Here is a 23,566-nt window from a genome sequence, read left to right as displayed (position 1 = left end):
ACCGCGCTTAGGGTCGCGGGCCATGAACCCCGCCGATTTCAGCCAGTTCGTCGAGATCACCCCCTCTGCGCCGGTGTCGGCGACGGTGCACGGCTGGCGCGCCAAGTGCCTGCAACGGCTGATCCGCATGGACCTGCCGGTGCCGCGCAGCCGGGCCATCCCGGCCAGCGTCGTGCGCGCCATCGCCGCGGGCCGCTCGCTCCCCGAGGCCGAGCTGGGGCGGCTCATTGCCGAGGGCGGCGGGCTGATGGGGGTGCGGCCTTCGGCGATGGACCCCGAATGGGGCGGGCCGAGCACCATCCTCAACATCGGGCTGAACGACGCCTGCCACCGCCAGCTCACCGAGAGGCTGGGGGCCGAGGCGGCGGACGCGCTCTACCGCGGGTTCGTGCAGTCGTATGCGATCCATGTCGCGCGGCTGGACCCGGACATGTTCTCGGACCCGGCGGCGTCGCTGGCCGAGGTGCTCGACGCCTATCAGGACGAGACCGACGAGCCCTTCCCGCAGGACCCCGCGCGCCAGCTCGGCGAGGTCCTGCGCTCGATGGCGCGGGCCTGGGACGGGCCGACCGCGCGGCTTCTGCGGCAGGCCAAGGGCGCGCCCGCCGACGCTCCGCTGGGCCTCGTGGTGCAGGACATGGCGCTGGCGCTGGGGCCGGGGGTGACCGGCTCGGGCTCGATCCAGTTCATCGACAGCGTGACGGGCACGCCCCGCATCACCGGCCGCTTCCGCGGCCAGACCCAGGGCCGCGCGGTCGGCCGCGACGCCGGGTCGATCTACCTGACCCGCGACGCCCGCGGCCCTTCGCTCGAGGAGGCCGCGCCCGAGGTCTTTGCCGATCTGGTCCGCTTCGGCGTTGCCGCCCGCGAGCGGCTGCGCGAAGAGATGCAGATCGAGTTCGTCGTCGCCGACGGGGTGCTGTCGATCATCGACGCGATCCGGGTCCAGCGCTCGTCGCGCGCCGCCGTCCGCATCGCGGTGGCGCTGGCCCGCGACGGGATCATCCCGCCCGACCAGGCGCTGATGCGGGTCCAGCCGCGGGCGCTGGCCGAGCTGCTGCATCATCAGGTCGATCCGCGCGCGCCGCGCGACCTCATCACCCGCGGCATGGCGGCCTCTCCCGGCGCCGCCACCGGCCGCATCGTCTTTTCCGCCGCCGCCGCCCAGGCCGCCGCCGCGCGGGGCGAGGCCGCCGTGCTGGTCCGCCGCGAGACCCTGCCCGAGGACATCCGCGGGATGCACGCCTCGGTCGCCGTGCTGACCGAGCGCGGCGGGATGTCGAGCCATGCCGCGGTGATCGCCCGCGGGCTCGGCCTGCCCTGCATCGTCAGCGCCGCCGGCATCCACATCGACGTGCGCGCCCGGGTCATGCGCGCGGGCACCCGCAGCTTCCGCGAGGGCGAAGAGATCACCATCGACGGCACCTCTGGCGAGGTGCTGGCCGGCGCCGCCGAGATGCTGGAACCGGCGCTCGACGACAGCTTCACCCAGCTTCTCGACTGGGCGGATGCCGCGCGCGAGATGGGGGTGCGCGCCAACGCCGACACCCCCGAGGACGCCCGAACCGCCCGGATGTTCGGGGCGCAGGGCATCGGCCTCTGCCGCACCGAGCACATGTTCTTCGAGGAGAACCGCCTGCCGGCGATGCGCGAGATGATCTTCGCCGACCGCCCCGAGGACCGGCGCGTGGCGCTGGACCGGCTGCTGCCGATGCAGCGGGCGGACTTCACCAACCTGTTCCGCATCATGGACGGCTATCCCGTCACCATCCGCCTGTTCGACCCGCCGCTGCACGAGTTCCTGCCCCACGACCGCGAGGGGATGCGCGAGCTGGCGGAATCGCTCGACCTGCCGCTGTCGGACGTGGTGCGCCGGGTCGAGGCGCTGAGCGAGTACAACCCCATGCTGGGGATGCGCGGGGTGCGGCTCGGGATCACCGTGCCCGAGATCTACGAGATGCAGGCCCGCGCCATCTTCGAGGCCGCGATCGAGGCCGGGCGGCAAGGTGAGGGCGTGGTGCCCGAGATCATGATCCCGCTGGTCAGCGCCATGCGCGAGGTCGAGCTGATCCGCCACCGCATCGAAAGCGTCGCCGCCGCCGTCCGGGCCGAAAAGCGCGCCGAGTTCGCCTATCGCCTGGGGGTGATGGTCGAGACGCCGCGCGCCGCCCTGCGCGCGGGCGAGATCGCCGCCCATTGCAGCTTCCTCTCCTTCGGGACCAACGACCTCACGCAGATGACCTATGGGCTGTCGCGCGACGACGCGGCGCGGTTCATGAACTCGTATGTCGGGCAGGGGGTGTTCAGCGAGGACCCCTTCCACATCCTCGACCAGGACGGGGTAGGCGAGCTGGTGATGATCGGCGCAGCGCGGGCGCGGGCGCAGAAGCCCGGTATCACCGTCTCGATGTGCGGCGAGCATGGCGGGAACGCTGAATCCATCGCCTTCTGCCTGCGCGCCGGGCTCGACTACGTGAGCTGTTCGCCCTTCCGCGTGCCGGTCGCGCGGCTCGCTGCGGCGCAAGAGACGATCCTGCGCCGGCTGGCCGATTCGGGCCGCGCCGAGGCGGGATTGGACCCCGCAGCTCCGCCCGCGGGGGTATGATCCCCGGCGGAAAATCGCAAAACCCCGCCGAAGCCGCCGACTCTGGTCGGCGAGTTCCCGCCTGAATCAGTCGATTCCGGGCCTGTTCTGCCTGAGGTTGTGGGGGCGGCTGGTAAAGCGTCGGCCGCTGGTCGCATCACCGCTGCCAGAGAGGGTGTGTCGCTGCTGCCACAGCGCCCCCGCCAACGGAACCAGGACTCTGACCTATATGACCATGCTGCTCAAAAGGCTGGCGCACGTGGGTGTGTGTGTCGCGCTGGCCCTGCCGATCGTGCCGTCTGCCGTCAACGCCGAAACTCACCGCGGGGTGTCCCAGCAGGGCACCGTCGCCGGTGGCCCCGAACGCCTCATCCAGGCCCGCACCGGCGGCGCCTCGGCCAGCGGCGCCTCGCTCAAGTGCCTGACCGAGGCGCTGTATTTCGAGGCCCGGGGCGAATCGCTCAATGGCCAGCGCGCGGTGGCCGAGGTGATCCTCAACCGCGTCGATCACCCCGCGTTCCCCAAGTCGGTCTGCGGCGTGGTGAACCAGTCGGGTCAGTTCAGCTACAAGGGCCGCAGCCTGCGGATGCGCGATGGCGCCGCGGCAAGCCGCGCCCTCCGGGTCGCGCAAGAGGCGCTGAGCGGCAAGCCGCGCAGCCTGACCGGCGGGGCGACCTATTTCCACACGACCTATCTGCGCCCGTCGTGGTCGAAGCGCTTCACCCGCACGACCCGGATCGGCAGCCACATCTTCTACCGCCGCGGCGGCGGGGCGCGCATCGCCTCGAACTGACCGCGATCGACCGACCATCCCTGACGGCCCTGCCTTGCGGCGGGGCCGCGTTCGTTCCAGATGGGCGCCATGGACCAACCCGACCGCATCCACCTGCGCGATTTCGTCGTCTCGGCCGAGATCGGCGCCTTCCAGTCCGAGCGTGGCCGGTCGCAGCGGCTGCGCTTTGCCATCGAGGCCGAGCTGGCCGAGCCGGTGATCGGCGCCGACGACCAGGTGGACCGCATCCTCAGCTACGACGTGCTGACCGACGCGATCCGCGACGGGCTGGCGGATCGCCGCTACGACCTGCTCGAGACGCTGGGAGAGCGGATCGCGGCGCAGATCCTGACCCACCCGCGGGCGGCGTCGGTGGCGGTGACCATCGAAAAGCTCGACCGCGGCCCCGGCGCGCTGGGGGTGACGCTGGTGCGCCGGCAGGGGCGGGTGGCGGCGGCGGCCGAGGTGGCGCGGCCCGTGGTGCTGTTCGCGGGCGCCGCCCCGACCCTGCCCGAGGGACCGGTGGTGCTGGTCCCCGACGCGCCCGGCCTGCCGGTGCCCAAGGGCGGCGACGCGCGGCGGATCGCGCTTCTGGCGCTCGATCAGGCGGCTTGGGCGCTGGCCGGGCGGCTGGGGCTCGGGGTCGCGGACAGCCGGACCGAGATCGACTGGGCGGCGGCCAACGGCCTCGCCGTGGTCTGGGCGCCGGCGCGGATGATCGCCGACGTGCCGAACGTGCCGGCCGCGCCGCACGAACTGGCCTGGTGGCTGGCCGACCGGCTGGATGCGCGGGGGCTCATATGGGCCTTGCCCGAGGGCACCGCGCTGCCCGCCGCACCGGCGGGTTTCCGCGTCCCCTCGACCCGCGCCCCGGCCTGATCCTTGCCGCCCGCCGGGAACGCGGGCATCCTGCCTCACCACAAGATGTTGTCGCCCCATGCCTGAGCGCGTCTATTTCCGCCCCCTTCCCGAGCCGGTCCCCGTGGCGGGTCGCTGGCGGCTGGCGGGTGGCTGGGTGGGTTTCTCGCGCCTCGAGCGGCTGGCCCGAGGCGCCGCGCCCGAGATCGTGGACGACGCCCCGCCCGAGGTGATCGCCGCGCTGACCCGGCCGCGTCCGCCGGTGCTCGGTCTCGCGATGGACCGCCCGCGGCTGATGGGGATCGTCAACGTGACGCCCGACAGCTTCTCGGACGGCGGGCGCTGGACCGGGGACGACGGCGTGGGCCGCGCCCGGGCGCTTGCGGCGGCGGGGGCCGAGATCCTCGACATCGGCGGCGAGTCGACCCGCCCCGGCGCCGCCGAGGTGCCCGCGGCCGAGGAAACCGCCCGCGTCCTGCCCGCGATTGCCGCGCTGGCGGGCGTGGCGGCGCTGTCCGTCGATACCCGCAAGGCGGCCGTGGCCCGCGCCGCCGTGGCGGCGGGGGCGGGGATGGTCAACGACGTCTCGGGCCTCGACTTCGACCCCGGCATGGCCGCGGCGGTGGCCGAGACCGGTGCGGCGCTGTGCCTGATGCACGCGCAGGGCCTGCCCGAGACGATGCAGGACGACCCGCGCTACGGCGACGTGCTGCTGGACGTCTATGACGCGCTCGCCGCGCGCATCGCCCGGGCCGAGGCGGCGGGCGTACCCCGGGCGCGGATCGTGGTCGATCCGGGCATCGGCTTCGGCAAGACCACCGCCCACAACCTTGCGCTCCTGCGCCGCATCGGGCTGTTTCACGGCCTCGGCGTGCCGGTACTGCTCGGCGTGTCGCGCAAGCGCTTCATCGGCCAGATCGGCGGCGGGGCCGAGGCACCCGCCCGCGACCCCGGCACGCTGGCGCTGACGCTGGCGGCCGTCGCGCAGGGCATCCAGATCCACCGCATTCACGATGTCGCCCCGGTGCGGCAGGGCCTGTCGCTCTGGCAGGCGCTCGAAGAAGGACCCGAGACATGAGCAGATCGCTGTTTGGCACCGACGGGGTGCGCGGCCGCGCCAACACCCACCCGATGACCGCCGAGATGGCGCTGCGCCTCGGCGCCGCCGCCGGGCGGTATTTCCGCCGCGACGGCAAGAACGGGCACCGGGTGGTGATCGGCAAGGACACGCGGCTGTCGGGCTATATGCTCGAGAACGCGCTGACCGCGGGACTGACCTCGACGGGGATGAACGTGCTGCTGCTCGGCCCGGTGCCGACCCCGGCGGTCGGGTTCCTGACCCGCTCGATGCGGGCCGACCTCGGGATCATGATCTCGGCCAGCCACAACCCTGCCGCCGACAACGGCATCAAGTTCTTCGGTCCCGACGGCTTCAAGCTCTCGGACGACGCCGAGGCAGAGATCGAGGCGATCATCGCGGGCGAGATCACGCTCGCCCAGCCGCAGAACATCGGCCGGGCGCGGCGGATCGAGGACGGGCGCGGGCGCTATGTCGAATACGCCAAGACCACCTTTCCCGCGGGGCAGCGGCTCGACGGGCTCAAGGTCGTGATCGACTGCGCCAACGGCGCCGCCTATCGCGCCGCCCCGGACGTGCTGTGGGAACTGGGGGCCGAGGTGATCCCGCTCGGGGTCGATCCGAACGGGCTGAACATCAACGAGGGCGTGGGCTCGACCCACCCCGAGGCCTGCGCTGCCGCGGTCCGCGCGCATGGCGCGCATCTGGGCATCAGCCTCGACGGGGATGCGGACCGGGTGATGATCGTCGACGAGACCGGGGCGGTGGCGGACGGCGATCAGGTCATGGCGCTGCTGGCCGGCCGCTGGGCCGACGCGGGGCGGCTGCGCGGCGGGGCGCTGGTCGCCACGGTGATGTCGAACCTCGGGCTCGAGCGCTACCTGACCGGGCGCGGACTGCGGCTCGAGCGGACGGCGGTCGGTGACCGCTACGTGGTCGAGCGGATGCGCGGCGCGGGCTTCAACCTCGGCGGCGAGCAGTCGGGGCATATCGTGATGACCGACTATGCGACGACCGGCGACGGGCTGATCGCGGGGCTGCAGTTCCTCGCCGCGCTGGCCGACAGCGGCGCGCCGGCGAGCGCGCTGGTCCGCCAGTTCGAGCCGGTGCCGCAGATGCTGAAGAACGTCCGCTATCGGGCCGGCGCCGACCCGCTGGGGGCCGAGGCGGTCAAGGCCGAGATCGCGGCCGCCGAGGCGCGGCTGGCCTCGTCGGGGCGGGTGCTGATCCGCAAGTCGGGGACCGAGCCGCTGATCCGGGTGATGGCCGAGGCCGAGGACGAGGCGATGCTGCGCGAGGTGGTGGACGGCATCGTCGCCGCGGTGGAACGCGCCGCGGCATAGGGCGCCCGGCGCCGGACCGGGGGCTGTCTGCCCCCGGACCCCCGAGGATATTTGCGCAAGGAAGATGCGGCGCGTGGCGCCCTTAGGGCGCGGCTGCGACGGGGTCGTGGTCGTAGACCCAGGCGAAGCGCTCGAACACCTGCCGCGGGGCGAGGCGGTTCGCGGCGCGCAGCGCGGCGTGGCCGATCAGGCGGCGCGGACCGGCGAGGTGATAGTTGCGCGCGTTGGCCGTCGCCGCATCGACGATGCGGGTGCAGCGCGGGCGGCGGAGCGCCTGATAGCGGGCGAGCGCGCGGGGCTGGTCCGAGTCAGCCGCGAGGCAGGCGGCGAGCGTCCACGCATCCTCGATCGCCATGCAGGCGCCCTGCGCGAGGAACGGCAGCGTGGGGTGCGCCGCGTCGCCCAGGATCGCGCGGCGGTCGTCGTGCCAGCGCGCGGCGACCTGATGCCGGTGCAGCCCCCAGACGCTGCACGCCGTCACTTGTCCGAGCCAGCCCGGCACCGGCCCCCCGAACCCGGCGAAGGCGCGGCGGAGGTTTGCGGGGTCATCCGCCTGCGCCCAGCCCTCGGCGGTCCACGCCTGCCGCTCTTCGACGGCGACGATGTTCCGAAGCCCGTGGGCGAGGGGGTAGGAGACGAGGTGCCGTCCGGGGCCCATGAAGACCTGCGCCCCCGGTGCGGGGTCGGGCTCGAGCGGGATCAGCGCCCGCCAGGCCGCCTGGCCGGTGAAGAACGGCGTCTCGGGGCCGTTCAGCGCCGTGCGCACCCGGCTGTGCAGCCCGTCGGCACCGATCAGCAGCGGCACGTCGGGCAGCGTCTCGACGGGTTCGCCCAGCCGGATCGTCACGCCCGCGGCGTGGGCGGCGGCGGCGAGCAACTCGATCGCACGGGCGCGGTGGATGGTGCGGAACGCAGCCCCGGGGCGCAGGCGCGCCATGTCCATCCGCAGCACCTCGCCCCCCCGCGCGTCGCGCAGCGTCACCGTCGGGTTGGGGGCCGAGACCTCGCGCAAGGCTTCGCCGAGGCCGAGCGCGTCGAGCACCCGGACCGCGTTGGGGCTGAGCTGGATGCCGGCGCCAACCTCGGTCAGGGCCGGGGCGCGCTCGATCACGGTGACCTCGGCCCCGCGTTGGGCGAGCGCGAGCGCGGCGGTGAGCCCGCCGAGGCCGGCGCCGATCACGGTGACGGGGCGCTGGGAAAGGGCAGAGGCGGACTGGGTCATGGCCGCAGCCTTAAGCCGGGGGCCGGGCCGGGGACAGGCGCGCGATTGCCGCAGGCACCGCGGGCCTCAGTCCTCGCGGTGGACCCGCTCCTTCCGCTCGTGGCGTTCCTGCGCCTCGAGCGTCATGGTGGCGATGGGGCGCGCGTCCAGCCGCTTGAGGCTGATCGGCTCGCCCGTCATCTCGCAATAGCCGTAGTCGCCGGTCTCGATCCGGCGCAGCGCGGCGTCGATCTTGCTGACCAGCTTGCGCTGCCGGTCGCGGGTCCGCAGCTCGATGGCGCGGTCGGTTTCCTCGGACGCGCGGTCGGCGATGTCGGGGACGTTGCGGCCGCTGTCCTGCAGCACCTCGAGCGTCTCGGCCGACTGGTCCAGCAGTTCCTGTTTCCAGGCGAGCAGCTTGCGGCGGAAATACTCGAGCTGCCGGTCGTTCATGAAGGGCTCGTCCTCGGCGGGACGGTATTCATCGGGCAGGAACGTCTGGCGCTTCATGCTTCCTCCGGCAAGGCCGGGGCAGGACGATCCCGGACCTCTCGGCGCCCCCATAAGGTATGAGGGGCGGGAAGGGAAGTGGCGCTGCCCGACCGGGCCGCACAATTGGGCGAGCGGCGAGGGGGGGCGGGCGAGGGGCCTCGGCTTGTCCGTTCCCGGCGGCGGGGCTAGGGTGCGGGCCGATCCCGCGCGAGAGGCCAGGCCATGCAGTTCCGTTCCACCGACCGCTACATCGCGCCCGCCGACCTTGCGCTGGCGGTCAACGCCGCGGTGACGCTGGAGCGCCCGCTGCTGGTCAAGGGCGAGCCGGGGACCGGCAAGACCGAGCTGGCGCGGCAGGTGGCCGCCAGCCTCGACCTGCCGATCATCGAATGGAACGTGAAATCCACCACCAAGGCCCAGCAGGGGCTGTACGAATACGACGCCGTGAGCCGGCTGCGCGACAGCCAGCTGGGCGATGCGCGCGTGCACGACGTCGGCAACTACATCCGCCGCGGCAAGCTGTGGCAGGCGTTCGCGGCCGACGCCAAGGTGGTGCTGCTGATCGACGAGATCGACAAGGCCGACATCGAGTTCCCGAACGACCTGCTGCAGGAACTCGACCGGATGGAGTTCCACGTCTACGAGACCGGCGAGACCATCACCGCGCGCCACCGCCCGGTCGTCATCATCACCTCGAACAACGAGAAGGAGCTGCCGGACGCCTTCTTGCGCCGCTGCTTCTTCCACTACATCCGCTTCCCCGACGCCGAGACGCTCAAGGCCATCGTCGGCGTCCATTACCCGGGCCTCAAGCCGCGGCTGCTGGACGAGGCGCTGACCCAGTTCCTCGAGCTGCGCGAGGTGCCGGGGCTGAAGAAGAAGCCCTCGACCAGCGAACTGCTGGACTGGCTCAAGCTGATCCTCGCCGAGGACCTGGCGCCTGAGGATCTCAAGCGCGACCCGGCGACGATGCTGCCCAAGCTGCACGGGGCGCTGCTCAAGAACGAGCAGGACGTGGCGCTGTTCGAGCGGCTGGCCTTCATGGCCCGGCGGCAGGCGCGCTGAGATGGGCGCGCGCGCCATCGTGGTCGAGGCCGCGGGCCCGCCCGAGGCGATGGCATGGCGAGACGTGGACCTGCCCCGGCCGGGGCCGGGTGAGCTGGTCGTCCGGCACGCGGCGGTGGGGGTCAATTTCCTCGACGTGCTGATGCGGGCGGGGCGCGGCGGCGCGGCCTATCCCGCGCGGCTGGGGGTCGAGGGCGCGGGCGTGGTCGAGGCTGCGGGCGAGGGGGCGGGCTTCGCCCCCGGCGACCGGGTGGTCTATGCCGGCGGCCCGCCCGGCGCCTATGCTGACCGGCGTATCCTGCCCGCCGCGCGGGCCGTGGCGCTGCCCCCCGACATCGCGGCAACCGATGTGGCGGCGCTGTTCTTCAAGGGCCTGACGGCCTGGTATCTCGCCACGCGCATCGCCCCGCTTGGCCCCGGGGATGTCGCGCTGGTGCACGCGGCGGCGGGCGGCGTCGGCTCATTGCTGGCCCGCTGGCTGGTCCATCGCGGCGTGCGGGTCGTGGCCACGGTGGGGTCAGAGGGCAAGCGCGCCGCGGCCCTGGTGACGGGGGCCGAGGCGGTGCTGGTCCTCGGCCGCGACGATGTCGCCGCTGCGGTGAAGGCCGCGAGCGACGGGGCGGGCGCCCGCGCGGCGTTCGATTCGGTCGGCCGCGACAGCTGGGAGGCGTCGATCGACAGCCTCGGGCCGATGGGCTGGCTGGTCAGCTATGGCTGGGCCTCGGGCGAGCCGCAGGTGGACCTGACCCGGCTGCGGAACGCGGGCTCGCTGATCGTCACCCGGCCCACCATCGCCCATTACACCGCCGCCCGCGCGGACCTCGAAGCCGGCGCGGCCGAGGTGTTCGCCCTCATCCGCGCCGGCGTCCTGCGCTTCGAGCAGGTCGAGACGCTGCCGCTGAACGAGGTCGTGGCCGCCCACCGGCGGATCGAATCGCGCAGCATGGCCGGGCCGGTGGTGCTGGTGGCAGACGCGCCGTGAGCGTGACCGTCCGCCCCCTCGGCCCCGCCGACCGTGACGGCTGGCAGGCGCTCTATGCCGGCTATCAGGCCTTCTACGGCTTCCACGACCGGCCGCAGGGGTTCTACGATTCGGCCTTTGCGCGGCTGATGGCGGGCGACCCCCGCGAGTTCCACGGGCTGGTGGCCGAGGCCGAGGGCGCGCTGGTCGGGCTGACGCATTTCGTCTTCCACCCGAACCTGTGGCGCCCCGAGGGGGTGTGCTACCTGCAGGACCTGTTCACCGCCAAGGCCGCCCGCGGCCGCGGCGTCGCGCGGGCCCTGATCGAGGCGGTCTATGCCCGCGCCGACGCGGCCGGGGTGCCGACCGTCTACTGGCTCACCGCCGAGGACAATTACCCCGGCCGGATGCTCTATGACCGGGTGGCGGTCCGGTCGCCCTTCATCCGCTACAACCGCCCGACCTGACCTGACGCGCGGGGCCTTGTCACCCGGCCGTCACACGGCCGTGGCATGGCGCGCGTCCAGCCTGAGAAAGACCTGAACCGATGACCTATCCGCTCGACGGCATCACCGTCCTCGACCTGACCCATGTGCTCGCCGGACCCTACTGCGCCAACCAGCTCGCCGATCTCGGCGCCCGGATCATCAAGGTCGAGCGGCCGGGTCTGGGCGACGACACCCGCCACTTTCCGCCCTTCGTCGACGGCGAGAGCGCCTATTTCGCCACCCTGAACCGCGGCAAGCAGTCGATCGCGCTCGACCTGCGGGCGGCGCCCGACCGGGCGATCTTCGACCGGCTGCTGGCCCACGCCGACGTGCTGATCGAGAACAACCGCCCCGGGGTGATGGAGCGTCTCGGCTATGGGTGGGAGGTGCTGCACGCCCGCCATCCGCGGCTGATCTATGGGGCGGTGTCGGGGTTCGGGCACAGCGGGCCGGACAGCCTCAAGCCCGCCTATGACATGGTGGTGCAGGCGCGCGGCGGGGTCATGTCGATCACCGGCGAACGCGACCGCGACCCGGTGCGCGTGGGCGCCTCGATCGGGGACATCGTGGCCGGGATGTTCCTGACCCAGGGCGTGCTCGCGGCGCTTCTGGCGCGGGCGCAGACGGGCGTCGGGCAGAAGGTGGATGTGGCGATGCTGGACAGCCAGCTGGCCATCCTCGAGCACGCGGTGGCGCTGACCGCGGTGACCGGCCGCGCGCCGGGGCCGAACGGGGCGCGGCACCCGACGATCACCCCCTTCGAGACCTACCGGGCCGAAGACGGGCTGTTCGTGCTGGCCGCCGGGAACGACGCGCTGTTCGCCCGCGCCTGCATGGCGCTGGGGCTTGGGCCGCTGGACCAGGACCCGCGCTTTGCCAGCAACGCCGCGCGCTGCGAGAACGTCAAGACGCTCAAGCGGCTGATCGAGGCGGTGACGCTGGAACGCCCGCGCGCGCACTGGATCGCGGCGCTCGAGGCGGCGGGCGTGCCGACCGGGGCGATCCAGAACGTGGCCGAGGTGATGGCCGACCCGCAGATCCGCGCCCGCAACATGGTGGTGACGATCGAGAAGGGGCCGGGCGGGCGGCCGCTGCCCTGCTCGGGCAACCCGATCAAGATGTCGGACCTGCCCGACCCGTCGGTGCTGCCCGCCGCGCCGAAGCTCGACGGCGACCGTCAGGCGGTCCTCGACTGGCTGGAGGAGGCGGAGGCCGCAGTCGCCGCGCCCGTGCCGCGGCGGAGCCGGGGGTAGGGTGCGCGTCGCGGCGCTTGTGCCGAGGAGAGGCTGGGGCGCTCGTCGCTGCGCCGGTGCATCAGCAGGGCGGGGAGTGGGCGCTCGTCGCGGCGCCCGTGCGCAGGCGGTTTAGGCGCTCGTGGCCGCGCCTGTGCCGCGTCGGTAACGGGGGAGGGCGCCCGCGCGTCCCGCCCCTGATCGTCAGGCGGTCAGCGCAGGCCGGTGGCGCCGAGCAGGCCCTTGCGCTTGGCCTCGTAGTAGTAGCCGCGCGAATACCACTTCACCGCCGCGTCGGGGTTGCCGTCGGCGACCATGTAGGCGCCGCGCAGATACTTGACGCCGTACTTGAGGTTGGTCTCGGCATCCAGCAGCCCGCTGGGTGAGCCCTTGTAGCCCATCCCCCGCGCCGTGGCGGGCAGGATCTGCATCAGCCCGTAATAGGGGCCGTTGCGGGCGCCGGGGCGATGGCGGCTTTCGCGGATCACCACCCGGTGGACCAGCGATTCCGGCACGTCGTACATCGCCGAATATTTCTGGATCAGCCGCCGCAGCTCGGGCGTCTCGTTGGGGTGCAGCGCGGCCTGCGACACGCGCGGCTCGACCAGGTAGCGCCGGTCGTGGTCCATCTGGCGGTCGGTCATGCCGCAGGCGGCGAGCGACGCGACCAGCGCCAGCGCGCCCGCGGAACGGATCATGCGGATCATCCTGCCCTCGAAACTTGTTGTCGTTTCCTGGGGGCAGGCTTAGCGCGGCGCGCGCCGCACCGCGCGCAAAAAGAAAGACCGCGCCGCAGGGCGGCGCGGTTTCGGCAAGAACCCGCCGAAACGGCCGGGTGCGGGGCACCCGGGCCGTCCCGTTGCTCAGACGTGGATCGCCCCGTCGCCGCAGGCGAGCGCCGCCTCGCGCACCGCTTCCGAGACGGTGGGGTGGGCGTGGCAGGTCAGCGCCACGTCCTCGGCCGAGGCCCCGAACTCCATCGCCACGCAGATCTCGTGGATCATCTCGCCCGCGCCGGGGCCGATGATGTGGCAGCCAAGGACGCGGTCGGTCTCGGCGTCGGCGATGAGCTTCACGAACCCGTCGGGCTGCAGCATCGCCTTGGCCCGCGCGTTGCCCATCAGGGGGAACTTGCCGACCTTGACCTTGCGCCCGCTTTCCTTCGCGGCGGCCTCGGTCAGGCCGACGGTGGCGACCTCGGGGGTGGTGTAGATGACGCCCGGGATGACGCTGTAGTTGATGTGCCCGTGCTTGCCCGCGATGACCTCGGCCACCGCCATCCCCTCGTCCTCTGCCTTGTGGGCCAGCATGGGGCCGGGGACCGCGTCGCCGATGGCGTAGATGCCGGGCACGCTGGTCTGCCAGTGGTCGTCGACGGCGATCTGGCCGCGCTCGGTCAGGGTGACGCCGGCCGCCTCGAGCCCCAGCCCGTCGTGGTAGGGGCGCCGGCCGGTGGCGACGAGCACCACCTCGGCCTCGAGCGTCTGCGCATCGCCGCCCTTCTTGGCGGCGTAGGTGACGACTGCGCCGCCCTCGCGCGGCTCGACGCCCGAGACGGCGGCCCCGAGGATGAAGGTGAAGCCCTGCTTGGTCAGGATCTTCTGGAACTGCTTCTGCACCTCGGCGTCCATGCCCGGGGTGATGGTGTCGAGGTATTCGACGACCGTCACCTCGGTCCCGAGCCGGCGATAGACCGAGCCGAGCTCGAGCCCGATCACGCCGGCGCCGATCACCACCATCGACTTGGGGATGCGCTTGAGCGCCAGGGCGCCGGTCGAATCGACCACCACGCCCGCGTCGTTGTCGACCTCGACCCCCTTGAGCGCGGTCGGGACCGAGCCCGAGGCGACCACGATGGCCTTGGTCTCGTGCACCGTGTCGCCGACCTTGACCCGGCCCTCGCCCTCGATCGAGGCCCAGCCCTTGAGCCAGTCGATCTTGTTCTTCTTGAACAGGAACTCGATGCCCTTGGTGTTGGTCGCCACCGTCTCGGCCTTGTAGGCCTGCATCCGGTCCCAGTCGATGTCGGCGTGGGCGTTCATCAGCCCCAGCGTGGCGAAGTTCTCGTGCATCTCGTGGGCCATGTGGCTCGCGTGCAGCAGCGCCTTGGAGGGGATGCAGCCCACGTTGAGGCAGGTGCCGCCGAGCGTCTCGCGCCCTTCGACGCAGGCCACCTTGAGGCCGAGCTGGGCGGCGCGGATGGCGCAGACATAGCCGCCGGGGCCGGCGCCGATCACGATCAGGTCATACATGGTCAGGTTGGTCCTTGTCTGGATCGCCGGACCGGGGGCTGCGCGCCCCCGGACCCCGCGGGATATTTGAACAGGAAAGAACTAGAACAGCGCGGCGAGGATCATGGTGAAGGTGGCGGCGAACCCGACCCCGAAGATGAGCGACCGGCCTGGCGACCAGCCGTAGGCATAGGCGGGGACGTAGAGCAGGCGGGCGGCGAGGTAGACCCAGGCGCAGAGCGCGGTGAGGGTCGAGTTCGACTGCGTGAACTGCACCAGCACCACGGCGATGGTGAAGAACACCAGCCCCTCGAAATGATTGTCCACCGCCCGCCTGAGCCGCCCGGTGAGGGCCGAGAAGGCCGGCTCGGTATCGCGCGGGCCGGCGTTCCACTTGGACAGCCCGTCGCGCCCCATCGACCAGGCCGCAAGGGCGATCTGCCCCGCCTGCAGGATCGCGGCGAGGCCGAGGACGGTCAGCTCGGGCGAGGGGGCGAGGCTCATGCCGTCTGGACGACGTGGAATTCGGCGTTGGTCACGCCGGCGCGGCTGTTGAACACCTGCGCCGCCCCGTCGAGATAGGCGAGCGCGCGCTTGCCGTCGGCGATCTGGTAGAGCACCCAGGCGCGGTTCTCGCCCTCGCGCCAGATCTGCAGCACCGAGAGCGAGGCATTGCCGCGATCCTCGGCGTCTCGGTCGAACTCGGCCCGGAACTGGGCGTAGTCGGCGATGTCGTAGCGAGCGATGAGCTGGTTGGTCATGGGGGTGTCCTCGCGGTTGGGTCAGGCGGCGTGCGGGGCAGGGTGGGTCAGGTCTCCGCGCCCGGCCAACAGGCCTGCGACGGAGATGTCTTCGTCCAGCGCGTCCCAGTGCAGGCCGGTGCCGGCGGAGCCGATCCGTCCCTGCGCGCGTTGCGCCGGCGTCGCGCCCAGCAGGCGGGGAAACCAGGCGAGCGGGACGCCCAGCGACCGGCCGTCGTCCAGCTCGACCCACATGGTGTGATCGTCGAACGAAAGCGCCGTCGCCTTAACCGAAGAACTCATGCCACGCCCTCTCAATCTCGTCGCGCCGGGCCGAGACGGTCGTCACGATCCCGGCGAGCGCACGGCGATCATACCCTGCGCTGAAGGCGACGGCCACAGCGGGCCGCAGCCAGAGCTTCGCCACGCCATCCGCGCTTTCGGCGTGGACGTGGGGCGGTTCGCGCGGATCCCCTTCGTTGGAATAGAAGAAGAACCGCACGCCCCGGTCCCGGAAGACCGTCGGCACGCCGACCGTCTTACAGGTCCATCAGCAGCCGACGCGGGTCCTCGAGCGCCTCCTTCACGCGGACGAGGAACGTCACCGCCCCCTTGCCGTCCACGATCCGGTGGTCGTAGCTCAGCGCCAGGTACATCATCGGGCGGATGACGATCTCACCCCCGACCACGACCGGGCGGTCCTGGATCTTGTGCATCCCGAGGATGCCCGACTGCGGCGGGTTCAGGATCGGCGAGGACATCAGCGAGCCGTAGACGCCCCCGTTCGAGATGGTGAACGTGCCGCCCTGCATGTCGGCCATGGTCAGCTTGCCGTCGCGGGCGCGGGCGCCGAGCTCACCGATCTCCTTCTCGATCTGGGCGAAGGACTTCTGGTCGGCGTCGCGGACCACCGGCACCACGAGGCCCGAGGGCGTGCCCACGGCCACGCCCATGTGGACGAAGTTCTTGTAGACCACGTCGCCGCCGTCGATCTCGGCGTTGACCTCGGGCACTTCCTTCAGCGCGTGCGAGCAGGCCTTCACGAAGAACGACATGAAGCCGAGCTTCACCTTGTGCTTCTTCTCGAAGGCGTCCTTGTACTCGTTCCTGAGCGACATGATGCCGCTCATGTCCACCTCGTTGTAGGTGGTCAGCATCGCCGCGGTGTTCTGCGCGTCCTTGAGGCGGCGGGCGATGGTGGCGCGCAGGCGGGTCATCTTGACCCGCTCTTCGCGCCGTGCGTCCTCGGCCGAGGACGGCGCGCGCGGGGCCTGCGCCGGGGCGGGGGCGGACGAGGCCGGTCGCGGCGCGGCCCCCTGGCCCGAGGCGGCCTTGGCGACGTCTTCCTTCATCGCGCGGCCGTCACGGCCCGAGCCCTGCACCTGGTCGCGGCTGACACCCTGTTCGGCCATGGCCTTCTTGGCCGACGGCGCATCCTCGACGTCGGTGCGGCCCGCGCCCTCGCGCGGCTGCAGCTGCTCGGGGCCGGCGCCGGGCGAGCCGACCTCGCCCGCGGTGGTGCCGTCCTCGCCGCCCGAGGCCGAGCCGACCGGGGCCTTGGTGGCCGCCGGCGCGGCGCCGGCACCCGACGCGGCGCCGGCGCCGGCCGCACCCTCGGTGATGATGGCCAGCTTCGCCTTGGCGTCGACGGTCGCGCCTTCCTCGGCGAGGATCTCGGCCAGCACGCCCGAGGCGGGGGCGGGCACCTCGACCGACACCTTGTCGGTCTCGAGCTCGCACAGCATCTCGTCCTGCTGGACCTGGTCGCCCACCTTCTTGAACCAGGTGGCGACGGTCGCCTCGGTCACGCTCTCGCCCAGGGTGGGCACCATCACGTCCACGTTCTTTCCGGCCATCTGCGGCTTGTCCTCGTTCTGGGCCGGCTGACCGGCGGCATCATTCGTGTCGCGGGCGGCGTCATCGGCAGCGCCCGCCCCCGCCTCGTCGATCTGCGCGAGCAGCGCGTTCGGCCCGACCGTCTCGCCCTCGGCGGCGACGATCTCGGCCAGCACGCCGGCGGCAGGGGCCGGCACCTCGACCGTCACCTTGTCGGTTTCCAGCTCGCACAGCATCTCGTCGGCGGCGACCCGGTCGCCCGGCTTCTTGAACCAGGTGGCGACGGTCGCCTCGCTGACGCTTTCCCCCAGTGCGGGGACGCGGACCTCGGTGGTCATCTCAACCCTCCAACGTGACGGCTTCGGCCACGAGCGATTCCTGCTCGGCCTTGTGGCGGCTGGCAAGCCCGGTGGCGACCGAGGCCTGGGCGGCGCGCCCGACATAGCGCGGGCGCGGGTGCTTGGCGCCAAGGCGGTTCAGCACCCATTCGAGGTTCGGCTCGACGAAGCTCCACCCGCCCTGGTTCTTCGGCTCTTCCTGGCACCAGACGAACTCGGCCTCGGGGAAGCGCCCCAGCTCCTTCATCAGCGACTGCTGCGGGAAGGGATAGAACTGCTCGAGGCGCAGCAGATAGACGTCCGCCGCCCCGGCGGCGTTCCGCGCCGCGAGCAGGTCGTAGTAGACCTTGCCCGAGCAGATCACCACGCGGCGGATCTGGCTGTCCTCGGCCAGCTTGAAGTCCGAGCGGCCGCGCTGCGCGTCGTCGCAGAGCACCCGGTGGAAGGTCGAGCCGGTCTGGAACTCGTCCGCGGTCGAGACCGCCTGCGGGTGACGCAGCAGCGATTTCGGCGTCATCAGCATCAGCGGCTTGCGGAACGGCCGGTGGATCTGGCGGCGCAGGATGTGGAAATAGTTGGCCGGCGTGGTCAGGTTGGCCACAATCCAGTTGTCCTCGGCGCACATCTGCAGCCAGCGCTCGAGCCGCGCGGACGAGTGTTCCGGCCCCTGGCCCTCGAACCCGTGCGGCATCAGCACCGTCAGGCCCGACATCCGCAGCCACTTCTTCTCGCCCGACGAGATGAACTGGTCGAACATGATCTGCGCGCCGTTGGCGAAGTCGCCGAACTGCGCCTCCCACAGGGTCAGCGCATTCGGCTCGGCCATCGAATAGCCGTACTCGAAGCCGAGCACCGCGTATTCCGACAGCATCGAGTCGATCACCTCGTAGCGGGCCTGGCCGCCACGGATGTTGTTGAGCGGATAATAGCGCTCCTCGGTCGTCTGGTTGACGAAGGCCGAGTGCCGCTGGCTGAAGGTGCCGCGGGTCGAATCCTGCCCCGACAGCCGCACCGGGTGCCCCTCGAGCACGAGGCTGCCGAAGGCCAGCGCCTCGCCGGTCGCCCAGTCGAAGCCCTCGCCGGTCTCGAACATCGCGCGCTTGGCCTCGAGCAGGCGGCCCACGGTCTTGTGCAGGTCGAAGCCCTCGGGGGCGCGGGTCAGCGCGGCGCCGATCTCGGCCATCGTCTCGGCCGAGATGCCGGTCTTGCCGGGGGTGTATTCCTCACCCTCGGTCGAGAGGCCCGACCACTTGCCGTCCAGCCAGTCGGCCTTGTTCGGCTTGAAGTTCTTGCCGATCTCGAACTCTTCGTTGAGGTGCGCCTGGAAGGCGGCCTTCATGTCCTCGATCTCGCCCTCGGGGATCAGCCCGTCCTTGACCAGCCGCTCGGTGTAGAGCTGCAGGGTCGTCTTGTGACCCTTGATCTGCTTGTACATCGCCGGGTTGGTGAACATGGGCTCGTCGCCCTCGTTGTGACCGAAGCGGCGGTAGCAGAAGATGTCGATCACGACGTCCTTGTGGAACTTCTGCCGGAACTCGGTCGCCACCTTGGCGGCGTGGACCACGGCCTCGGGGTCGTCGCCGTTCACATGGAAGATCGGCGCCTCGACCATCAGCGCGATGTCGGTGGGATAGGGCGAGGTGCGGCTGAAATGCGGCGCCGTGGTGAAGCCGATCTGGTTGTTGACGATGATGTGGATCGTCCCGCCGGTGCGGTGGCCGCGGATGCCCGAGAGCTGCAGGCACTCGGCCACCACGCCCTGGCCGGCGAAGGCCGCATCGCCGTGCAGCAGGATCGGGATCACCGAGGTCCGGTTGGCGGTGTCGTTCATCTGGTCCTGCTTGGCGCGGACCTTGCCCAGCACGACGGGGTTCACCGCCTCGAGGTGGCTGGGGTTCGCGGTCAGCGACAGGTGGACGCTGTTCTGGTCGAACTCGCGGTCGGACGAGGCGCCGAGGTGGTATTTCACGTCACCCGAGCCGTCCACGTCCTCGGGCTTGTAGCTGCCGCCCTGGAACTCGTGGAAGATCGCCCGGTAGGGCTTCGACATGACGTTGGCCAGCACCGACAGGCGGCCGCGGTGCGGCATCCCGATCACGACCTCCTTCGCCCCCAGCGCGCCGCCGCGCTTGATGATCTGCTCCATCGCCGGGATCAGCGCCTCGCCGCCGTCGAGGCCGAAGCGCTTGGTGCCCATGTACTTGACGTGCAGGAACTTCTCGAAGCCCTCGGCCTCGACCAGCTTGTTCAGGATCGCGCGGCGCCCCTCGCGGGTGAAGGCGATTTCCTTGCCGTAGCCCTCGATCCGCTCTTTCAGCCAGGCGGATTGCTCGGGGTCCGAGATGTGCATGAACTGCAGCGCGAAGGTGCCGCAGTAGGTGCGGGTCATCAGCTCGACGATCTGGCGCATCGACGCGACCTGCAGGCCGAGCACGTTGTCGATGAAGATCGGCCGGTCCATGTCGGAGGCGGTGAAGCCGTAGGTCGCGGGGTCGAGCTCGCCCAGCGGCGGCATCTCGCGCAGCCCCAGCGGGTCGAGGTCGGCGTGCAGGTGGCCGCGGATGCGGAAGGCGCGGATCAGCATGATCGCGCGGACGCTGTCCAGCACCGCGCGGCGCAGCTGGTCATCCGACAGCGCCACGCCCTTGTCCTCGGCCTTGCCGGTGATCTTGGCGATGGCGGCCTTGGCCGTCGCCTCTGACGCCATCGGCCACTCGCCGGTGAGCGCCGCGGTATTCTCGTCGGCGGGCATCGGCGGCCAGTCGGGGCGGCGCCAGCTCGCGCCCTTGGCCTCGCGGGTCACGGTCGTCTCGGCGTCGCCGAGGCCGCGGAAGAACTCGTCCCACGCCTGGTCCACGGCCGCGGGATCGTTCGCCCACTGGCCGTAGAGCTGTTCCACATAGGTCGCGTTCGCGCCCTGCAGGAAGGACGAGTCGCGGAAGGCGGCGTTGGGGCTTTGGTCGTTCATCAGGATGACCTCACGAGAGGGGAAAGGGCTGGCTCAGGCCGCGCAACGGACAACGAGAGATGGACGCCCGGCATGGCGTCACGGGCGACAGGCGGTTCATGCGCGGACCTCGAGCGGATTGGGTCCGAAACGGTTGGGGCCGGGCTGCGTCGGCGCCGCCAGCAATGCCATCACCACCAGGGCCGGCACCAAAGTGAGCAGAAGAAGCAGCGGGAGGGACGGCATCACCCCCGTGCGGGCGCCGAGAACACCGGCGGCCAGCAGCAGGACGGGAGAGGCGAGCACGAGAGCAAGCCACATCCCGCGGCGATCGGTGTCATGCAGCCGCCGAACGGCAGCCGACAGCAACGGCAGCCCCATAAGCAGAAGCGTTGCGGCGGACAGCGGCCCGCGGATCGAGGCGAAGAACGTCGTGCGTGGAATCTCGACCGAGATCACGGCAAGGCGGGGCAGCCCGAGGGCGCGCTCGATCATCCCGCAAACGGTCAACGCCACCACGACTATCAGGGCAAACTTCCAGAACTCTGCACGGGGCGCGCGGCCGGAAAAAATCAGGAATTTTTGCAGGCAGCGGCGCACCGCGTCGGCTACGCCGATCCGCGGGGGAACTCGATAGGGCTGTGGCCCTGTCTCGCTCATTTGCGCCCTCGTCCCTCTGCTGCGCTCCGCCCCTACGTAGGAAGGGGCGGTGCATTCTCCAACAGGCGTTACTTGCCCATCGCCTTCATCACCGCCTCGCCCAGGTGGGCGGGGCTGTCGGCGACCACGATCCCCGCCTCTTTCATGGCGTTGATCTTCGATTCCGCGTCACCCTTGCCGCCCGAGACGATGGCGCCGGCGTGGCCCATGCGGCGGCCGGGGGGGGCGGTGCGCCCGGCGATGAAGCCGGCGGTGGGCTTCCAGCGGCCGCGCTTCTTCTCGTCGGCGAGGAACTGCGCCGCCTCTTCCTCGGCCGCGCCGCCGATCTCGCCGATCATGATGATCGCGTCGGTCTCGTCGTCGGCCAGGAACATCTCGAGCACGTCGATGTGCTCCATCCCCTTGATCGGGTCGCCGCCGATGCCGACCGCCGAGGACTGGCCGAGGCCCACGTCCGAGGTCTGCTTGACCGCCTCATAGGTCAGCGTGCCCGAGCGCGAGACGACGCCCACGCGGCCGCGCTGGAAGATCGAGCCGGGCATGATGCCGATCTTGCATTCGTCGGGGGTCATGATGCCGGGGCAGTTCGGCCCGATCAGCCGCGACTGCGACCCTTCGAGGGCGCGCTTCACCTTCATCATGTCGAGCACCGGGATGCCCTCGGTGATGCAGACGATCAGCGGGATCTCGGCGTCGATGGCCTCGAGGATCGAGTCGGCCGCGAAGGGCGGCGGGACGTAGATCACGGAGGCGTTGGCACCGGTCTTTTCGACGGCCTCGTGGACCGAGTCGAACACCGGCAGGTTCAGGTGCGTGGTGCCGCCCTTGCCCGGCGTGACGCCGCCGACCATCTGCGTGCCGTACGCGATCGCCTGCTCGGTGTGGAAGGTCCCCTGCGAGCCGGTGATGCCCTGGGTGATGACCTTGGTGGTCTTGTCGACGAGAATGGCCATGTGAGGCTCCTAGCGTTTGGGCGCGCCGGCGACGACTGCAGCGCCGCGGACAATGCCCAGATCGATGTGATTGATGGTGCCGATGATGATCGGCGTGCCCTTGTAGACCCCCCGCCAGCGGCTGCGGTCCTTGGCCTGCTCGACCTGCACAGCCTTGCTGTTGTCGATCCAGGGCTGGACGAGCTGACGCGCCTCGGCGGGGGTCATCTGGCTCACGAGAATGGCGCAGGCGTCCTTGTCGCTGCCCACGGTGGTGAAGAGAACCACCACCCGCGGGCTGAACTTGGTGTAGATGCGCGCCGTCCCGTCGGCCTCCTCCATGCGGAAGCCGCGGGACTTGAGCGCATCGGCCGTGGCGCGGGTGTTCGGCATGGTCTGCGCGCAGACGCCGGCCGCCTCGCTGGCGGCTGCCAGCATCTCGGCCTTGCTGGGCGGGGCCGCCACCGCAGCCGAAGCCGCAGCGACGGCGAGCGCCAGCCCGGCAAGAGCGGCCCGCACCAGCATCAGCCCTTCACCGCCTTGACGATCTTCTGCGCGGCATCCGACAGATCATCGGCGGCGATCACGTCGAGGCCGCTCTCGTTGATGATCTTCTTGCCCAGATCGACGTTGGTGCCTTCCAGGCGCACGACCAGCGGCACCTTGAGGCCCACTTCCTTCACCGCGGCGATGATGCCCTCGGCGATGATGTCGCAGCGCATGATGCCGCCGAAGATGTTGACGAGGATGCCTTTGACGTTCGGGTCCGAGGTGATGATCTTGAACGCCTCGGTTACCTTTTCCTTGGTCGCCCCGCCGCCGACGTCCAGGAAGTTCGCGGGCTCGGCGCCATACAGCTTGATGATGTCCATCGTGGCCATCGCCAGGCCCGCGCCGTTCACCATGCAGCCGATCTCGCCGTCGAGCGCGATGTAGTTCAGGTCGAACTTCGACGCCGCCAGCTCCTTGGGGTCTTCCTCGGTCTCGTCGCGCAGCGCCATGATGTCGGCGTGGCGATAGAGCGCGTTGTTGTCGAAGCCCATCTTGGCGTCCAACGCCTTGATGTTGCCCTCGGTGGTGACGATCAGCGGGTTGATCTCGAGCATCTCCATGTCCTTGGCGACGAAGAGACGATAGAGGTCCTTGACCAGCTTGACGCACTGCTTGACCTGCTGGCCCTCGAGGCCGAGGGCAAAGGCCACGCGGCGGCCGTGGAAGTCCGACAGGCCCGAGGCCGGATCGACGCTGAACGAGACGATCTTCTCGGGGGTGGAGGCCGCGACCTCCTCGATGTCCATGCCGCCCTCGGTCGAGGCGACGAAGCTGATCCGCGAGGTGCCGCGATCGACCAGCAGCGCGAGGTAAAGCTCGCGCGCGATGTCGCTGCCGTCCTCGATGTAGATGCGGTTCACCTGCTTGCCGGCCGGGCCGGTCTGGTGGGTGACGAGGGTGCGGCCCAGCATCTGGCGGGCGAGCTCCTCGGCCTCCTCGACCGACTTGGCCAGCCGCACGCCGCCCTTGTCGCCGGCCTCGGCTTCCTTGAACTTGCCCTTGCCGCGGCCGCCGGCGTGGATCTGGGACTTGACGACCCACAGCGGGCCGTCCAGTTCGCTCGCCGCACGCTTGGCCTCGTCGGCCTTCAGCACCACGCGGCCGTCCGACACGGGCACGCCGTAGTCCTTGAGCAGCGCCTTGGCCTGGTATTCGTGGATGTTCATCACGGACCTCGCAGGGGAAAATGTCACCGCCCGCTCTGGCAGATCGGGCGGCGGAATCAAGGGGGGAGGGGGGCGTTAGCGGCATCATCC

At 71.0% G+C, this 23,566-nt stretch carries 23 protein-coding genes; 9 read left to right on the top strand and 14 right to left on the bottom strand.

What is annotated here, in order from left to right; translation table 11 throughout:
* Positions 1-22 precede the first annotated feature (22 nt).
* The 5 genes from HGN31_RS04230 (at position 23) to glmM (ending at position 6,635) form a co-directional block, all read left to right on the top strand.
* Complete coding sequence (locus HGN31_RS04230) at positions 23-2,605, top strand: putative PEP-binding protein (RefSeq protein ID WP_052512984.1); 2,583 nt, start codon at positions 23-25, stop codon at positions 2,603-2,605.
* 208 nt (positions 2,606-2,813) lie between these two features.
* Complete coding sequence (locus tag HGN31_RS04225) at positions 2,814-3,377, top strand: cell wall hydrolase (protein ID WP_168782421.1); 564 nt, start codon at positions 2,814-2,816, stop codon at positions 3,375-3,377.
* Between the two features lie 69 nt (positions 3,378-3,446).
* Positions 3,447-4,235 (top strand): dihydroneopterin aldolase, encoded by a 789-nt coding sequence (locus HGN31_RS04220; protein ID WP_168782420.1) that lies wholly within the window; start codon positions 3,447-3,449, stop codon positions 4,233-4,235.
* 58 nt (positions 4,236-4,293) lie between these two features.
* Positions 4,294-5,292, top strand: a complete 999-nt coding sequence (folP, locus tag HGN31_RS04215) for a dihydropteroate synthase (protein ID WP_168782419.1) — start codon at positions 4,294-4,296, stop codon at positions 5,290-5,292.
* Entirely contained in the window at positions 5,289-6,635 is a 1,347-nt protein-coding gene (gene glmM, locus HGN31_RS04210; RefSeq protein WP_036710498.1) for a phosphoglucosamine mutase, read from the top strand. The genes folP and glmM overlap by 4 nt, the downstream gene beginning before the upstream one ends.
* An 82-nt stretch (positions 6,636-6,717) precedes the next feature.
* On the opposite strand, the gene HGN31_RS04205 is transcribed toward glmM, so the two are convergent.
* Positions 6,718-7,857: an FAD-dependent oxidoreductase gene (locus HGN31_RS04205; protein WP_168782418.1), complete on the bottom strand. Its 1,140-nt coding sequence runs from the start codon at positions 7,855-7,857 to the stop codon at positions 6,718-6,720.
* 66 nt (positions 7,858-7,923) lie between these two features.
* Positions 7,924-8,346 carry an RNA polymerase-binding protein DksA gene (gene dksA / locus HGN31_RS04200; protein WP_036701802.1) on the bottom strand — a complete coding sequence of 141 codons (423 nt, stop codon included), beginning with the start codon at positions 8,344-8,346 and terminating at the stop codon, positions 7,924-7,926.
* Positions 8,347-8,550: 204 nt separating this feature from the next.
* On the opposite strand from dksA, the gene HGN31_RS04195 reads away from it, so the two are divergent.
* From HGN31_RS04195 to HGN31_RS04180, 4 genes are all read left to right on the top strand, one after another.
* A complete protein-coding gene (locus HGN31_RS04195) occupies positions 8,551-9,393 on the top strand; it encodes an AAA family ATPase (RefSeq protein WP_168782417.1) in 843 nt (280 codons plus the stop codon).
* A gap of 1 nt (position 9,394) precedes the next feature.
* A complete protein-coding gene (locus tag HGN31_RS04190) occupies positions 9,395-10,375 on the top strand; it encodes a quinone oxidoreductase family protein (protein ID WP_168782416.1) in 981 nt (326 codons plus the stop codon).
* A complete protein-coding gene (locus HGN31_RS04185) occupies positions 10,372-10,821 on the top strand; it encodes a GNAT family N-acetyltransferase (RefSeq protein WP_168782415.1) in 450 nt (149 codons plus the stop codon). The genes HGN31_RS04190 and HGN31_RS04185 overlap by 4 nt, the downstream gene beginning before the upstream one ends.
* A gap of 80 nt (positions 10,822-10,901) precedes the next feature.
* Positions 10,902-12,095 carry a CaiB/BaiF CoA transferase family protein gene (locus HGN31_RS04180; RefSeq protein ID WP_168782414.1) on the top strand — a complete coding sequence of 398 codons (1,194 nt, stop codon included), beginning with the start codon at positions 10,902-10,904 and terminating at the stop codon, positions 12,093-12,095.
* A gap of 191 nt (positions 12,096-12,286) precedes the next feature.
* Here HGN31_RS04180 and HGN31_RS04175 read toward each other — a convergent pair whose 3' ends face one another.
* From HGN31_RS04175 to sucC, 12 genes are all read right to left on the bottom strand, one after another.
* The gene (locus HGN31_RS04175) at positions 12,287-12,772 is read right to left on the bottom strand and encodes a lytic transglycosylase domain-containing protein (RefSeq protein WP_036709952.1); all 486 of its coding nucleotides are present in this window, start codon (positions 12,770-12,772) and stop codon (positions 12,287-12,289) included.
* A 165-nt stretch (positions 12,773-12,937) separates the two neighbouring features.
* On the bottom strand, positions 12,938-14,332 hold the full coding sequence (gene lpdA, locus HGN31_RS04170) for a dihydrolipoyl dehydrogenase (RefSeq protein WP_168783801.1): 1,395 nt from the start codon (positions 14,330-14,332) through the stop codon (positions 12,938-12,940).
* Between the two features lie 75 nt (positions 14,333-14,407).
* A complete protein-coding gene (locus HGN31_RS04165; protein ID WP_036701813.1) occupies positions 14,408-14,809 on the bottom strand; it encodes an MAPEG family protein in 402 nt (133 codons plus the stop codon).
* Positions 14,806-15,066 (bottom strand): hypothetical protein, encoded by a 261-nt coding sequence (locus HGN31_RS04160; protein WP_036701815.1) that lies wholly within the window; start codon positions 15,064-15,066, stop codon positions 14,806-14,808. The genes HGN31_RS04165 and HGN31_RS04160 overlap by 4 nt, the downstream gene beginning before the upstream one ends.
* 21 nt (positions 15,067-15,087) lie before the next feature.
* On the bottom strand, positions 15,088-15,348 hold the full coding sequence (locus tag HGN31_RS04155; RefSeq protein ID WP_168782413.1) for a DUF2442 domain-containing protein: 261 nt from the start codon (positions 15,346-15,348) through the stop codon (positions 15,088-15,090).
* Positions 15,332-15,574 (bottom strand): DUF4160 domain-containing protein, encoded by a 243-nt coding sequence (locus HGN31_RS04150; RefSeq protein ID WP_168782412.1) that lies wholly within the window; start codon positions 15,572-15,574, stop codon positions 15,332-15,334. The genes HGN31_RS04155 and HGN31_RS04150 overlap by 17 nt, the downstream gene beginning before the upstream one ends.
* Before the next feature lie 10 nt (positions 15,575-15,584).
* Positions 15,585-17,219 carry a 2-oxoglutarate dehydrogenase complex dihydrolipoyllysine-residue succinyltransferase gene (odhB, locus tag HGN31_RS04145; protein ID WP_168782411.1) on the bottom strand — a complete coding sequence of 545 codons (1,635 nt, stop codon included), beginning with the start codon at positions 17,217-17,219 and terminating at the stop codon, positions 15,585-15,587.
* Position 17,220: 1 nt separating this feature from the next.
* The gene (locus HGN31_RS04140) at positions 17,221-20,187 is read right to left on the bottom strand and encodes a 2-oxoglutarate dehydrogenase E1 component (protein ID WP_168782410.1); all 2,967 of its coding nucleotides are present in this window, start codon (positions 20,185-20,187) and stop codon (positions 17,221-17,223) included.
* Between the two features lie 96 nt (positions 20,188-20,283).
* A complete protein-coding gene (locus tag HGN31_RS04135) occupies positions 20,284-20,826 on the bottom strand; it encodes a DUF805 domain-containing protein (protein ID WP_168782409.1) in 543 nt (180 codons plus the stop codon).
* Positions 20,827-20,894: 68 nt separating this feature from the next.
* Positions 20,895-21,779 (bottom strand): succinate--CoA ligase subunit alpha, encoded by an 885-nt coding sequence (gene sucD, locus HGN31_RS04130; RefSeq protein WP_036701825.1) that lies wholly within the window; start codon positions 21,777-21,779, stop codon positions 20,895-20,897.
* A gap of 9 nt (positions 21,780-21,788) precedes the next feature.
* Complete coding sequence (locus HGN31_RS04125) at positions 21,789-22,283, bottom strand: hypothetical protein (protein ID WP_168782408.1); 495 nt, start codon at positions 22,281-22,283, stop codon at positions 21,789-21,791.
* Positions 22,283-23,476, bottom strand: coding sequence for an ADP-forming succinate--CoA ligase subunit beta (gene sucC, locus HGN31_RS04120; RefSeq protein WP_036701830.1), 1,194 nt, complete (start codon positions 23,474-23,476; stop codon positions 22,283-22,285). The genes HGN31_RS04125 and sucC overlap by 1 nt, the downstream gene beginning before the upstream one ends.
* Between the last annotated feature and the right edge of the window lie 90 nt (positions 23,477-23,566).

The sequence above is a fragment of the Paracoccus sanguinis genome (assembly GCF_012689545.1).
In the GTDB taxonomy this organism is placed as follows: Bacteria; Pseudomonadota; Alphaproteobacteria; order Rhodobacterales; family Rhodobacteraceae; genus Paracoccus; species Paracoccus panacisoli.
Note: the sequence above shows the minus strand (reverse complement) of the source record. Positions and strands in the feature narration are given on the sequence as shown.